Below are 13,839 nucleotides of genomic sequence, written 5' to 3'. Positions count from 1 at the left end.
GATGTCCAGCGTGCAGTCGCCGGCGGCGGCGGAGATGCAGGTTTGCACCTTGTCGCCGGGCTGACGTTCGTCGCCGTTGCGGAGGTCGCGGGCGTGTCCCGCGGACAGGGTCACCACGCAGGTCTGGCAGATGCCCATCCGGCAGCCGAAGGGCAACTGCACGCCGACGGACTCACCGGCTTCGAGCAGGCTGGTGGCGCCGTCGACGGTGAGGGTGCGTCCGGTGGTGCCGAAGGTCACCGTGCCGCCCTCGCCGATCGCGGAGCGTTCCACCTCGAAGCGCTCGATGTGCAGCTTGTCGCCCACGCCCGCGTTCTTCCAGTGGCTTTCGATCGCGTCGAGCATCGGGGCAGGCCCGCAGGCCCAGGTCTCGCGTTCGCGCCAGTCGGGGTAGAGCTCGTCGAGGCTGGCCAGGGAGAACAGGCCGTGGGCATCGGTGAGCTGCAGGTGGGAGACGAAGCTGGGGTGCTTGTCGTGCAGGGCGCGCAGTTCGGCGCCGAACATCACGTCGGCGTCGGTGGGTGCGGAGTGGACGTGCACCACATCGTTGACGCCGTCGCGCCGGTCCATCGTGCGCAACATCGACATGACCGGGGTGATCCCGCTGCCCGCGGTGAGGAACAGCACCTTCGCCGGCGGCGGCTCCGGCAGCACGAACCCGCCCTGCGGCGCGGCCAGCCGCACGATGGTGCCCGCGGCCACCCCGTTGACAAGGTGGCTGGACAACTTGCCTTCCGGCATCGCCTTCACCGCGATGGAGATGAGCCGCTTGCCGCCCTCGCCGGTCCAGTCCGGCGGGCAGGTCAGCGAGTAGGAACGCCAGTTCCAGCGGCCGTCGATCAGGATGCCGATGCCGATGTACTGCCCGGGGCGGTACTTGAAATCGAAGCCCCAGCCCGGCTTGATCACCAGGGTCGCCGAGTCGGCGGTCTCCTTCTGGACCTCGACGATGCGCCCGCGCAGCTCGCGCGCCGACCACAGGGGGTTGGCCAGATGCAGATAGTCGTCGGGCAGCAGGGGAGTGGTGACCCGGGCTACCGCGCCGCGCAAGATGTTCAGCTTGCCGCCGCGGTCGGCGACCTGCGCCGCCGGTGCTTCGAGCCATTCCCGGAACTTGTCGATGACCATGCTGTGCGATTTCTCCCTGTCGTGCATCCGGTCCACCGTGGGGTAGCCCTCTCGCAGCCAGGTTACGGCATCGTAGGTTCAGCGCCAGTTGTGAACATTGGGCAACCCCGCCGCCGCCCGCCGCAAATTACAACAGCTCGAGCAGGAACGGCAGTTCTTGTGGTGCGTACCAGGCAAGCTGGTGGTCCTCCGCGTCACCGAGCACGAATTCCGCGTCGGTATCGCCGAGGTCAGCGGCGTCGATGACGTCCACCGCTTTGGCCACCTGCGGCTCGGCCTCGGCCAGGTCCACATGCACGGCCGCGACCTGTTCGAAGGTGACCGGCCCCGACACCTTCACCACAGCATCGTCGAGATCGGGCCGCAGTTTCGCCCCCGCTACATCCGCCGCGATCACCGCGCGCCGATACACCGGGCCGCCCGGGGTGGTGGCCGAACCCTCGGCGTCGTCGTCGAGATCGTCGAGTCCGTCGCGCTCGGCGCCGATCAACCGCATGGAGGCCCGGGCGGCTTCCTGCATCGCCACTTCGGCGAGCTCCTCGTCGTCGCCCGCGGCGTAGGCCTCGCGCAGCGCGGGCGTCACGGCGAACGCGGTCGCGCCGAGCGGGAGCAGTTGCTGCTCGTCGACGAGTTGGCGCAGCAGCGGAATCGTCGCCGGGATGTAGACGCGCATCGTGTCGTTCTCAGAGACAGGCACCGAGCAACTCCTCCATCGATTCGTGCACCGATGCCGCGAGGACATCGATATCGGCCATGGCGTCGCGGTCGGCGTTGAGTCCGTAGAAGACCTGACCGTCGTACGAGGTGAGTCCGAAACTCAACGTCTGATTGCGCAGCAGCGGTGATACCGGATACATCTCCAGCATGCGCGCGCCGCCGATGTACATCGCGGTCTGTGGTCCCGGCGCGTTGGTGATCACCAGATTGAAACTGTTGTCGGCGAAGGTACTCGCCGCTCGCACACTCATCGCGTGCAGGCTCGCGGGCGCGAACCCGGCCAGGTGCACGAGTGTGCGCGCCCGCACCCCGCGGCGCTGCCTGCCCGCCGCTTCGGTGGCATGCGAGATGTGGGAGAGCCGCATCGTCGGATTCGGTTCGCCCACGGGCAGATCGATGAGGAACGAGGACACCTCGCTCGCCGGGGTCAGCTGATTGTCGCCGTCGACATAGACCGACATCGGCACCACCGCGCGCAGATTGGTCGACTCGACCAGTGCCTCGTTGCGCGAGAGCAGCCAGTTACGCAGCGCCCCGGTGACCACCGCGAGCACCGCATCGTTGATCGAGCAGTCGAAATGCCTGCGGATCGTGCGGTAGTCGTCCAGATCGGTGCGCACCACGTCGAAGCGGCGGCTGCGTGAGGTGCGGGCGTTGAGCGGGCTGTCCGGCGCCGCGCTCGAGGTCGCCGCGCGCACCACGCTGGCCGCGGCCTTCACCGCCATCCGCGTGCCGCGCACCACCCCGAACGCGTTCGATCCGGCGTCGCGCATCACGCTGTAGGCCTCGCGCGGTTGCGCGGCCAGTTGCGAGAGCGCTCCGGCGAGCAGTTCCACATCGGTGGGTTCGCGCGGCGCACGCCACGAGTCGTCGGCCAGTTCGCGCGGCAGCGGGGAGTTGTCGAGGATCACGTGCCCGATCTCCAGGGCGGTGTCACCGTCGACGAGTGCCGAGTGCGACTTGGTGAACACCGCGGCGCGCCCGTCGGCGAGGCCCTCGATCAGATACATCTCCCACAGTGGTCGTCCCTGGTCCAGGGGTCGCGACGCGAGCCGGGCGACGAGATCGTAGAGCTGGCCGTCGCTGCCGGGACTCGGCAGCGCGGAACGCCGGATGTGATAGCTGATGTCGAAACGGCTGTCCTCGACCCAGACCGGCCTGCCCATGGCGAGCGGGATCTCGCGCACCTTGCGGCGGTAGCGCGGCACCATCGGCAGCCGGGATTCGACCAGGTCGACGAGGCGTTCGTAGTCCAGTACCTGGCCTGTGCTGTCGGGGGAGGAGTTGTTCAGGATCGCGAGAGAGCCGATGTGGATCGGGTTACTGCTCGACTCGAGCCGATAGAACGACGCGTCTTGCGGCGTCAATCTCGTGATCACGCGCTCCGAAGCTCCTTCCGGTGCCGCATGGCGCTGATCGGGCACGCGCTACATCCTACGTCACGGCAGGTGAATCGCGGTGCCGGGCAAGGAGGCTCGCCGAGCGTCGTGACCTGGGGTAATGACTGCACCGGTACGCCGGGCACGGGTCCGCGCCGCCGGGTACGGTGGTCTGCGGACTACCATCGCCGTTGAACACAACTCCGACCAGAGGACTGACGAGACCCGTGCCTGCGCTGACACTGACGAGGTTGCTACGGATTGGTGAAGGTCGCATGGTCAAGCGGCTCTCGAACCTCGCCGATGAGGTCATCGCGTACGGCGACGAGATCGAAGCGTTGACCGACGACGAGCTGCGTGCCAAGACCGACGAGTTCCGCCAGCGCTACGCCGACGGGGAAACCCTCGACGACCTGCTGCTCGAGGCCTTCGCCGTGGCACGTGAGGCGTCGTGGCGAGTGCTGAACCAGAAGCACTACAAGGTCCAGATCATGGGCGGCGCCTCGCTGCACCTCGGCAATATCTCGGAGATGAAGACCGGTGAGGGCAAGACGCTCACCTGTGTGCTCCCCGCGTACCTGAACGCCATCTCCGGCGACGGCGTGCACGTGGTCACGGTCAACGACTACCTCGCCAAGCGCGACTCCGAGTGGATGGGCCGTGTGCACCGCTTCCTCGGCTTCGAGGTCGGCGTGATCCTGGGCGGTATGACTCCCGCCGAGCGTCGCGTGGCCTACGCCGCCGACATCACCTACGGCACGAACAACGAGTTCGGCTTCGATTACCTGCGCGACAACATGACTCACTCCCTGGACGATCTCGTCCAGCGTGGTCACAACTTCGCCGTGGTCGACGAGGTCGACTCGATTCTCATCGACGAGGCCCGCACCCCGCTGATCATCTCGGGCCCGGCCGACGCGTCGTCGAAGTGGTACGCCGAATTCGCGCGCATCGCGCCGCTGCTGAAGAAGGATGTCCACTACGAAGTCGACATCAAGAAGCGCACCATCGGCGTGCACGAGCAGGGCGTGGAGTTCGTCGAGGATCAGCTCGGTATCGACAACCTCTACGAGGCCGCGAACTCGCCGCTGGTGAGCTACCTGAACAACGCCATCAAGGCCAAGGAGCTCTACCAGCGCGACAAGGACTACATCGTCCGCGACGGCGAAGTGATCATCGTCGACGAGTTCACCGGTCGGATCCTGGTCGGCCGCCGCTACAACGAGGGCATGCACCAGGCGATCGAGGCCAAGGAGAAGGTCGAGATCCAGCCGGAGAACCAGACCCTGGCCACGATCACCCTGCAGAACTACTTCCGCCTCTACAGCCGGCTGTCCGGCATGACCGGTACCGCCGAGACCGAGGCCGCCGAGCTGCACTCGATCTACAACCTCGGCGTGGTCCCGATCCCGACGAACAAGCCGATGGTCCGCAAGGACCAGGCCGACCTGATCTACAAGTCGGAAGAGGCCAAGTTCGCCGCCGTCGTCGACGATGTGACCGAGCGGCACGAGAAGGGCCAGCCGGTCCTGATCGGTACCACCAGCGTCGAGCGCTCGGAGTACCTGTCCAAGCAGTTCACCAAGCGTGGTGTGGCGCACTCGGTGCTGAACGCGAAGTTCCACGAGCAGGAAGCCCAGATCATCGCCGAGGCCGGTCGTCCCGGCGCGGTCACCGTGGCCACCAACATGGCCGGTCGTGGTACCGACATCGTGCTCGGCGGCAACGCCGACATCATCGCCGACATCCTGCTGCGCAAGCAGGGCCTCGACCCGGTGAACACCCCTGACGAGTACGAGGCCGCCTGGCACTCCGCACTCGACCAGGTCAAGAAGCAGACCGAGGACGACGCCGAGACGGTTCGCGAGGCCGGCGGTCTCTACGTGCTCGGCACCGAGCGCCACGAGTCGCGTCGTATCGACAACCAGCTGCGTGGACGGTCGGGCCGTCAGGGCGACCCGGGCGAGTCCCGCTTCTACCTCTCGCTGGGTGACGAGCTGATGCGCCGCTTCAACGGCGCCGCGCTCGAGTCGATCATGACCCGCCTGAACCTGCCCGACGATGTCCCGATCGAGGCGAAGATGGTCTCCAAGGCCATCAAGAGCGCCCAGACCCAGGTCGAGCAGCAGAACTTCGAGATCCGCAAGAACGTGCTGAAGTACGACGAGGTCATGAACCAGCAGCGCACCGTCATCTACGGCGAGCGCAACCAGATCCTGCGTGGCGAGGACATGGAGGGTCAGGTTCAGAACATGATCACCGACGTGACCACCGCCTATGTCGACGGCGCCACCGCCGAGGGTTATGTCGAGGACTGGGATCTGGACAAGCTCTGGACCGCCCTCAAGACGCTGTACCCGGTGAGCCTGGATCACAAGGAACTCACCGGCGAGACCGCCACCGGCGACGCGGGCGAACTCACCCGCGACGAGCTTCGCGAAACGCTCCTCGACGACGCGCACACCGCCTACGAGAAGCGCGAGCAGGAGATCGACGGCCTCGCGGGCGAAGGCGCGATGCGCAACCTGGAACGTCAGGTTCTGCTCTCGGTCCTCGACCGCAAGTGGCGCGAACACCTCTACGAGATGGATTACCTCAAGGAGGGCATCGGCCTGCGCGCCATGGCCCAGCGCGATCCGCTGGTCGAGTACCAGCGCGAGGGCTTCGACATGTTCGCCGCCATGCTGGAAGGCCTGAAGGAGGAGTCCGTCGGCTTCCTCTTCAACCTCCAGGTGGAGGTCCAGCAGCCCCAGCCCGAAGGCGTCTCGATCGACAAGGGTCTGCGCTCCCCGGTCGGTGCCCGCCCGCAGGACACCCCCGCGGAGACCCAGGCCCCGCCTGCTCTGCGTGCCAAGGGAATCAGCGACCAGGCTCCCCGAGCGATGAACTACTCGGGCCCCGCCGAGGACGGCCATGCCGAATCCCATTCCGACGCACAGGAATACGGCGGTCATCAGCAGGGCGGCACCCGCCGCGAACGCCGCGAAGCCGCCCGCACCGACTCCAAGGGCAAGCGCCGCCGCTGAGGCGAGCCAGCTGATCGAGACGACTGAAGCCCCTGCTTTCGGCGGGGGCTTCAGTCGTATTTCCGTCTACCGGTCGGTCCGCGCGTCAGCTCGCTCGGTGGATGGGGTGGACTCGGGAGAGGGCGCGTTTGGCTTCGGCCAGAGAGATCATCTGGTCTTCGTCGTCGATGTCGGCGACGGCTGCTTCGGCCCATTCGCGCAGGAGGGTGGAGACTCCTACCCGACGTTCGTCAGCGAGGGATTTCAGGCGGCTGTGCAGGCCGAGGGGGAGCCGGATCGACGTGGTCACCATGATGTCTTCGTTGACGGGAAGACGTGGTGGGGCATCGGTGGGCTCGTCGGAGAAACTCAGCCGATCCATGAAGTCGGCGAGTTCTTCTTTGCTGGACGGAAGTCCTGGCTCGCTCATGATCGGGTCTCACTTTCCCACTGCTCGAATTGCGCCAGTTCCTCGGCGCGCATCGTGCGTGCGCCGATGATCACCCACGTCCAGTCCTCCCGTTGCCGCATCACCACGATCAACGGGCGGCCGGCTGTGGTGCGCCCCCACACCGTCAGGACGGTCACCTGGCCGTCGAAGGCCGGGCGCGGCCACCGTCGTGACGCTGCGAGGACCAGCCGAACCTCGCTGGGTTCGATGCCGATCAGGTGAGCGATCGCCCAATCAGGCCACTCGAAACCCATAAGTCCATAATACGCATGTAGTAACGCCATGTGAAAGTGCTGAGTTTCGGGCAGGCGTCGGTACGCTCGCGGTGTGTCGATACAGCGGAGGCCGTGTTGGGCGAGGTGATGCGCCCGCTGTCGGCGTCGGAGCGGTGGTTCTGGCTCGTCGATCAGTTGTCGCCGGCGAATTGCGTGGTCCGATTGCGGGTGCGCGGCCCGATCGGCGCTTACCGCTTGGAAGAGGCCGCTGACGCGCTGGTCGCGGAATTTCCGCTACTGCGGACAACCGTTGTCGACGGCCCGCGTTTCGCCCCGTCCGCCGACCCGCATCTGCCGGTCCTGCACCGCATGGTCGACGACCCCGACGAGTGGCGCACGGTCTTCGACGAACAGCTGGCCGAGCCCGTCGACCTCGCGACCGCACCTGGGCGCCTCATCGATCTGGTGTGGCGCCCTGGCACTTCCGAGGAACACCACGACCTGATCCTGGTGCTGTCGCATGTGCTGCTCGACGGCCGCTCGATGACGTCGCTGGGGTGGCGAATCCTCGCTTACGCCTTCGGAGCTCCCCTCCCCGGCGCCGCGCGTCCGCCGATTCCGGCTCCCGACGACCTCATCCCTCCCGCACACACGCGCCTGCTGCGCTGCCTGCGCACCAACCTCACCGGTCAGCTCACCGCGATGGCGCGCCGCCCGACCAGCCTGCCCGGCATCCCGCCACCACTTCCGATCCGCCGCACCCGCACCGTGATCCGCACCGTCGAGGGCGACATCCTCACCGAGCTCCGGACCCGCTGCCACCAGCACGACGTCACCGTCAACGCCGCGCTGACCGCCGCCTTGGCCAACGCCCTCGGTGAACTCGCCCCCCGGCCCTCCGGCGTCGCGGGCATCGGCATTCCGGTCGACGTCCGCTCCCGCTTGAACCCGCCCCCGGCCGACGACGAGCCCGGCATGTTCACCGCGGTCGTCCCCACTTTCGTCCCCTACGGCCCTGGCCATTCCCTGTGGGACGCGGCTCGCGCGGCGAAAACCCAACTGCACCAGCGGCTGGCGAAGAACACCGACCTCACCGCCCTGGCCGCCATCCGCTACGGCTGCCCCCGCTCGCTCGAATCCGGCAGGCGCACCATCGAACTCATCGACCGCCGGGCTCCGTGGAACGTCACTCTCAGCAATCTGGGCAGACTCTCACCGCCCGAAACCCCTGAGCCGCTGGATATCACGGCGCTGACGGTCGCCGGGACGAACTCCTGCGCCAGTGCGCTGACGGTCGCGGTGGCCACCCTCGGCACCACGATGTCGATCACCTTCTGCTACGTCGACACCATGCTCCCTCGGGCCACCATCGAATCCCTCGCCGACCGCACGCTCCGCTCGGTGACCCGCTGAGCCGACCGGCAGCACCGAGTCCAGCGGCGGCCCGCACTCAGGCGAGCAGCTTGCCCACAAGCTCCCGTAGCGCCGCGCGATCCGGTTTGTTCGTCCGCCCGCTGACCGGAATCCGATCCACCACCACGATGTCGTCGGGGACGGCGGTGGTGTCGATGACCTGCGGCAGTCGTTCGCGAAGCAGGGCCGCGATGTCGTCTGCTCCCGGTTCGGCGACAATGGCGAGCACGATCCGCTCATCGCCGATCTCGTCCGGCAGGCCGACCATGATCGCCTCGCGCACCCCGTCGATCGCGGTGATCACCGGCTCGTACAACCCCGGGTAGATATTGGTCTTCCCCCGGATCATCATGTCTTTCTTACGTCCGGTGAGGACGAGTTCCGTTCCGTCCCACCGTGCGAGGTCCCCGGTCGCGATCTCGGTCAGCGGCTCCGCGCCGAGATACCCGCGGCACAGGTTCGGGCCCGACAGCACGAGTTCCCCGTCGTCGGCGATCCGCGCCTGCACACCACGCACCGGAGCGCCGAGCAGATCCCCGTCGTGCGCGAGCTTGGCGGTGCCGGTCGCGATCGCCACCGGCAGGATCTCCGTCATCCCATAGATCGCGAGAAACTCGGTGTCGGGCAACGATTTCCGTGCCCGGCGCAGGAGTGCGGAGGTGACCGGCGCGCCGCCGAGGGCCACTTGACGCAGATTCGGCGGCGGCTCGAGGTCGCCGGCTTCGATCGCGTCGAGCGCGACAGCGAGATCGGCCGGGGTGTAGAACGTATGCGTCGCGCTCCGCAGATGTCGCGTGAATCGGACAGGATCGATGTGCGTCCCGAACCGTGGATACCGCGGCATCGCCCACCGCGCCCCCGCCATCAACGCGGGCAGTCCCATCATAAGCTGCTCGGTGTGCAGGAAGGCGCCCGGCGCGAGGCTGGTCTTTCCGCCCATCGCGGCGAGTCCCGCGCTCAGCGAAGCACGCGTGTGCACCACGGCTTTCGGGTCGTCCGTCGTTCCGGAGGTGAAGACGATCAACGCCGCCGCGTCGGGATCCGCGGCGGGCAGGGCGGTCTCGCGTGCGTCACCGGTGAACCGCCGCAACGGAATCGACCCGAACGGCGTACCAGGCAACCACACTCCGCTGTGGATATGGCGAACATCGAGCGCGCCGAACCGTGGCAGCTCCAGCCCCTTCTTGCGCCCGAACCCGGCGAGTGGGCCACTCACCGCGTACAGCAGCGATTCTGTTGCGGCCCAAGCTGGTTCGACCAGGCCGACTCGCTTGGCGAAGAGCTCCGGCCCGACGCCGGGGTCGACGAACACGATCGTCCCGCCCGCTGCGATCACCCCGAAGATCACCAGCACCGACGAGACACTCGGCCGGATCGAGAACAGCATTCGATCGCCCGGCGCGAACCCCGCCTCGCCGAGATTGTGTGCCACCCGGCCGATGGACTCCACCAGCTCCCGGTAGGTGAGCGCGCGCTTGCCGACCGTGCCGAGCGCCGACGCGTCCGGAATCCGTGCGGCTTGCGCGGCAAGCCGTGCGAGAAAGTCGGTCACCGATGTTCCCCTCCACTGCCGATCGGCCCGGCCGCGTTCACCGAATATCGACCACGTCGGGCCGATACCGATGATCGGCGTACCAGGCCAGCGTCTTGCGAATACCCCAGGCGCGCACTCGCCGATTCGAGCCGTGCACCCGCACGTCCCGGCGCAAACCATAGTCGGTGGTGATCGTGCGCACCGCGTTGACCAGCGCCCGGTCCTCGTGGAGATCCTCGATCGCGGTGCGCGGGAATCCACCTGCGGCAACATACAATTCGGCGGTGATGGCCATGTTGCACCCCGGTGTCATCACATATGGTCCGAGATACTTCGGATCCCGGTTGCCGGAGCGCACCTTGCCGAACGTCGAGGCCACTTCCAGTGCCACCCGAATGATCGTGCGGTCGATCCAGGAAACGCCTTCATCGGTGCGCGGAATCAGCTGACCGCTGACCAATCGCAGCCCGGAGCCGAACCCGGCCTTGATCCGCCGGGTCCAGTCGGGGGCGGGCAGGCAGTCGGCGTCGGTGCGCGCGAGGTAGGTGGCGCCTCGGGAAATCGCGTAGCGCATCCCGGTATCGGCGGCGGCGCCGGTGCCCTTCTGCTGCTCGTCGATCACCACGATGCGCGGCAGTGGATGGGCGGCGGCGAAGGCCCGCACCACCTCGACGGTGCGGTCGGTGGAGTTGTTGTCGACCACGACCACCGTGAAATCCGTGTCCTGCTGTGCCGCGATGGCATTCAGGGTGCTGTCGATCCCGCGTTCCTCGTCGAAGGCGGGAATCACCACCCACAGATCACTCACGCGTCCTCCAGGAGCCGGTCCAGCCCGCCGACCTGGTCGACCCAGCGGTGGAAGTCGTCCAAGCCGGTCGTGAACGGCACCTCCGGTCGATAGCCCAGTTCACGGGCGGCGCGCGAGATGTCATAGGTCGCCGACCGGGTGACGAGCGCGACCGCGTACCGTGACAGCGGGGGAGTCCACCGCTGCGCGACCGCCGGTATCCGCCACAGTGTTTCGATCGCCGCCAAGGCCCCGCTGAGCACCGTCGCGGGTACTGTCACGCTCGGTCCGGTCAACGAGAACCGTGCGGCCACCGCGTCCAAGGTCGCCCATACCGGCACCGGCTCCGCGTCGGCGATGAAATACGCACGCCCACCGATCTTCTCGGCTGTCAGCGCGAGAGCGGCGGCGTCGACGAGGTGGTCGATGTAGCACAGCGAAGCCCGAACATCGCGCCCGCCGGACAGATCCGGCAACCGCCCCGCCCGCAACTTCGCCAGAATCTGCACGATCGGCCCGTGCCGGTCGCCGGGCCCCCACACCGCGCGCGGCCGCAGCGAACACGTCGTGAACTCCGGTGTATCGGAGGCCAGCACCAATTGCTCGGCCACGGCCTTGGTCTCGCAATAGCTGTTCAGAAATCGCGCCGGGTAGGGCACGGTCTCATCGATCCCCACCTGATCCCCGCCGTCGGGCGCCATCAACGCACTCGGACTCCCGATGAACACGAACCGCCGTACTCCGGCCGCCGCGGCTTCCTGCATCAGCCGATCGGTCCCGGCCACGTTCACCGCGAAAAACTCCGCGGGCCTGCCGAATTCACCGAGCAGGGCCGCCGCGTGCACCACTGCGCGCACTCCGGCCACCGCCGCCGCCAGCGCACCCGCGTCGGCGAGATCGGCCACCGCCACCTCGATACCCTCCGGTGCCGAGGCCGGATCGCGAACCATCGCCCGAACCGGCACCCCGCGCGCCACCAGCCCGCGCACGATCGCGCCGCCGACGAACCCGCTCGCGCCAGTCACCAGCACTGTCATCGCGCCACGTTATCCCGTCGACGATCTCGCGAAGCCGCGGCCGGACGGTGCCGCCTCGGTCACTGTTCGCCCTCGCCCAGCGTCTTCCACCAGGTAGCCCCGAGCAGCATGGTCATCACGGCCGCACGACGACCCGAGATCCCCCGTTCAGCGGCCACTTTCCGGGCTGCTGGAATCTGCGCGGCGTGCACTCCGACGCTCAGCACCACATCGATCCAGAAGGCCACCCGCAGCCACCGGGCCCGGAACGGCCGCACCACACCGGCGATCAGGAATATCCAGCCGATCACCGGAATCGACCGCAGCGCCAGCACCGCTCCCGGGCTGGGCACCGCGACCGAAGTATCGGCCGCCGCGCGATGGCGACCATGTCGCGGCGCACTCACCGGATCCGGAACAACATGCAGAGACCGTGTCACCGCACACCAACCCCTCGATAGGTCACTGCCGCCGCGGTGGGTCCACCGTCGGCGGCGACGAACAGCAACGGCCGTTCGGCCAGTCCTGCGTCACGAGCCGCCACGAACGCGGCGGTCAACGCGGAAGTGTGTGCGTCGGCGGCGAAGTCGTCGGTCACCACCGCGCCTACGCCGAGCTGGGCCGCCAGTTCGCCGGCGAAGTCCGCCGTCGGTTTACCGCACAGCAGCACCACCTGTCCGGCGTCGATACCGTCCGCCGCCAACGCCTCTCGCGCCGCGATAGCGGCGTGCTCGACGAGTTCCGCTGTCCCGGTGAGCAATTCCACCGTCAGCGAGGAACGCCCCTCGGCTCCCATCGCGGACAGCTTCACGTAGCCCTGCGGGTCGGGCAGTACGTCGCCGGCACTCACATGGACTCCGCCGAAACCCGCCGCTTCGGCGGAATTCTCGAGCACGAGAGCCGCCCCGACCGGCTCGAACGCGAACTCCACATCGGCCCGGCCCGACGGATGCGCGTCGCCCGACACGACGACGACATATCCCGTGGGCAGATCTGCCAGCAGCGATGCGGCCACCCCGACCGCGTTCACCACCCCGCAGGCACCGTTCATCAGATCGAACGACAAGCACGGCACGTCACCGCGCCGATAGTCCAGCCCGATCCCCGCGGCCTGCTGGATCAGCGCCGCGACCGCCGGTTCCACCAGGTTCGCATCGCGATAGACCCCCACATTGATCAGTGCGTCGACCTGCTCCGGCGGACAACCGGCTCCCGCTAAGGCGTCGCGCGCGGCGCTTGCCGCCTGTCCCACCGAGCTGACTCCGCCGCTGCGCGTCACTGCCGAAGAAATGATGATTCCCATACTGTCCTATACCCGCAGATCGCCGATTGTCACCGACAAGAATCCGGCGACCACCCCGGAAGCTGCCGGTACCAGCAGTACTTTCGACCCCGGCTCGATCAGTCCCTGCCGCAACGCGTCGTGCAACACCACGAAATGCGAGGTCGACGCGGTATTGCCGTATCGGTCCAGCACCGCGAGTCCCGGCGGCATCGCCGCGTCGAATTCGCGCTCGGCGATCTTGTTGATCAATTCCACAGCGGGGCCGCTGAACTGGTGATGGATCAGGTAGTCGTAACCCTCCTCGGCGAAGCTGGAACCGCGGGCGGCCAGGAACTCCAGCTGCCGCGAGGTCCACAGCAGGTACCGGGATTCGTTGTGCATCGCCCGGTTGTCGGTGTAGAGCGCGACTCCCGGCCCCTGGTCACTGGGCATCCCCAAGCACAGCTTCGCGAACGCGGCGCTGGTGTTGAGCTCCACGTAGTCGAGCCCTGGCCCGTCGGTACCGTCGAGCAGCACGGCCGCCCCGGCGTCGCCGACGGTGAGCGAGGCGAACTGCGGGTCGTACTTCTGCGAGATCTCCCGCACCGCGGTGTCGGCGATCGGCGTGATGCACTCCCCGGACACCACCATGCCGCGACGCACCGCACCGGATCGAATCATCCTGTCCAGCAGTAGAACTCCGGTCATCATCCCGGCACACGCGTTGGACACGTCGAAATGGATCGCCCTGTTCGCCCCGAGTGCGGTGCGCAGCATCAGAGCGAACGACGGTTCCAGGCAGAAGTCCTCGCCCCGGGTCCGGGTGATCGAGCAGGAGATGATCACATCCAGATCGGCGGCGTCGTAGCGCGAATTGCCCAGTGCGCTGCGGGCGGCGGCCGAGGCGATGGTGAAGGAGTCCTCGGATTC

General features: G+C 67.5%; 13 protein-coding genes. 2 read left to right on the top strand and 11 right to left on the bottom strand.

Features of this window, described 5'->3' with window-relative positions; genetic code table 11:
• The 3 genes from ACFWF3_RS06330 to ACFWF3_RS06320 all read right to left on the bottom strand — a co-directional run.
• Window positions 1–1,155 (bottom strand): ferredoxin reductase (locus tag ACFWF3_RS06330; RefSeq protein ID WP_379312734.1); only part of this gene is annotated, 1,155 nt, incomplete at its 3' end.
• 100 nt (window positions 1,156–1,255) lie between these two features.
• Entirely contained in the window at window positions 1,256–1,801 is a 546-nt protein-coding gene (locus ACFWF3_RS06325; protein ID WP_379312735.1) for a DUF6912 family protein, read from the bottom strand.
• 10 nt (window positions 1,802–1,811) lie between these two features.
• Window positions 1,812–3,224, bottom strand: a complete 1,413-nt coding sequence (locus ACFWF3_RS06320) for a wax ester/triacylglycerol synthase family O-acyltransferase (protein WP_378993531.1) — start codon at window positions 3,222–3,224, stop codon at window positions 1,812–1,814.
• 227 nt (window positions 3,225–3,451) lie between these two features.
• Here ACFWF3_RS06320 and secA point away from each other — a divergent pair, with 227 nt between their 5' ends.
• Window positions 3,452–6,250, top strand: a complete 2,799-nt coding sequence (secA, locus tag ACFWF3_RS06315; RefSeq protein WP_379312733.1) for a preprotein translocase subunit SecA — start codon at window positions 3,452–3,454, stop codon at window positions 6,248–6,250.
• An 85-nt stretch (window positions 6,251–6,335) separates the two neighbouring features.
• On the opposite strand, the gene ACFWF3_RS06310 is transcribed toward secA, so the two are convergent.
• Together ACFWF3_RS06310 and ACFWF3_RS06305 are read right to left on the bottom strand one after the other, a co-directional pair.
• Complete coding sequence (locus ACFWF3_RS06310; RefSeq protein ID WP_378632602.1) at window positions 6,336–6,659, bottom strand: hypothetical protein; 324 nt, start codon at window positions 6,657–6,659, stop codon at window positions 6,336–6,338.
• Window positions 6,656–6,934, bottom strand: a complete 279-nt coding sequence (locus ACFWF3_RS06305; RefSeq protein WP_379312732.1) for a hypothetical protein — start codon at window positions 6,932–6,934, stop codon at window positions 6,656–6,658. The genes ACFWF3_RS06310 and ACFWF3_RS06305 overlap by 4 nt, the downstream gene beginning before the upstream one ends.
• A 93-nt stretch (window positions 6,935–7,027) precedes the next feature.
• Here ACFWF3_RS06305 and ACFWF3_RS06300 point away from each other — a divergent pair, with 93 nt between their 5' ends.
• Entirely contained in the window at window positions 7,028–8,308 is a 1,281-nt protein-coding gene (locus ACFWF3_RS06300) for a hypothetical protein (RefSeq protein WP_379312731.1), read from the top strand.
• A 37-nt stretch (window positions 8,309–8,345) separates the two neighbouring features.
• Here the strand turns inward: ACFWF3_RS06300 and ACFWF3_RS06295 are convergent, their stop codons facing one another.
• The 6 genes from ACFWF3_RS06295 to ACFWF3_RS06270 form a co-directional block, all read right to left on the bottom strand.
• On the bottom strand, window positions 8,346–9,860 hold the full coding sequence (locus ACFWF3_RS06295; protein WP_379312730.1) for a class I adenylate-forming enzyme family protein: 1,515 nt from the start codon (window positions 9,858–9,860) through the stop codon (window positions 8,346–8,348).
• Between the two features lie 37 nt (window positions 9,861–9,897).
• Window positions 9,898–10,650 carry a glycosyltransferase family 2 protein gene (locus tag ACFWF3_RS06290; protein ID WP_379312729.1) on the bottom strand — a complete coding sequence of 251 codons (753 nt, stop codon included), beginning with the start codon at window positions 10,648–10,650 and terminating at the stop codon, window positions 9,898–9,900.
• Complete coding sequence (locus ACFWF3_RS06285) at window positions 10,647–11,666, bottom strand: NAD-dependent epimerase/dehydratase family protein (protein WP_379312727.1); 1,020 nt, start codon at window positions 11,664–11,666, stop codon at window positions 10,647–10,649. The genes ACFWF3_RS06290 and ACFWF3_RS06285 overlap by 4 nt, the downstream gene beginning before the upstream one ends.
• Window positions 11,667–11,725: 59 nt before the next feature.
• Window positions 11,726–12,085, bottom strand: coding sequence for a hypothetical protein (locus ACFWF3_RS06280; protein WP_379312726.1), 360 nt, complete (start codon window positions 12,083–12,085; stop codon window positions 11,726–11,728).
• Entirely contained in the window at window positions 12,082–12,924 is an 843-nt protein-coding gene (locus ACFWF3_RS06275) for a hypothetical protein (RefSeq protein ID WP_379312724.1), read from the bottom strand. The genes ACFWF3_RS06280 and ACFWF3_RS06275 overlap by 4 nt, the downstream gene beginning before the upstream one ends.
• A 30-nt stretch (window positions 12,925–12,954) precedes the next feature.
• Window positions 12,955–13,839: 3-oxoacyl-ACP synthase III family protein (locus ACFWF3_RS06270; RefSeq protein WP_379312723.1), on the bottom strand; the 885-nt coding region annotated here is incomplete at its 5' end.

It is taken from the genome of Nocardia sp. NPDC060220, from assembly GCF_042727815.1.
Lineage (GTDB): Bacteria > Actinomycetota > Actinomycetes > Mycobacteriales > Mycobacteriaceae > Nocardia.
Note: the sequence above shows the minus strand (reverse complement) of the source record. Positions and strands in the feature narration are given on the sequence as shown.

Excerpts from the sequence above, each read along its gene's own strand:
- ACFWF3_RS06310 (WP_378632602.1), bottom strand. The coding sequence starts at position 6,659 with ATGAGCGAGCCAGGACTTCCGTCCAGCAAAGAAGAACTCGCCGACTTC.
- ACFWF3_RS06305 (WP_379312732.1), bottom strand. The coding sequence starts at position 6,934 with ATGGGTTTCGAGTGGCCTGATTGGGCGATCGCTCACCTGATCGGCATC.
- ACFWF3_RS06285 (WP_379312727.1), bottom strand. The coding sequence starts at position 11,666 with ATGACAGTGCTGGTGACTGGCGCGAGCGGGTTCGTCGGCGGCGCGATC.
- ACFWF3_RS06325 (WP_379312735.1), bottom strand. The coding sequence starts at position 1,801 with ATGCGCGTCTACATCCCGGCGACGATTCCGCTGCTGCGCCAACTCGTC.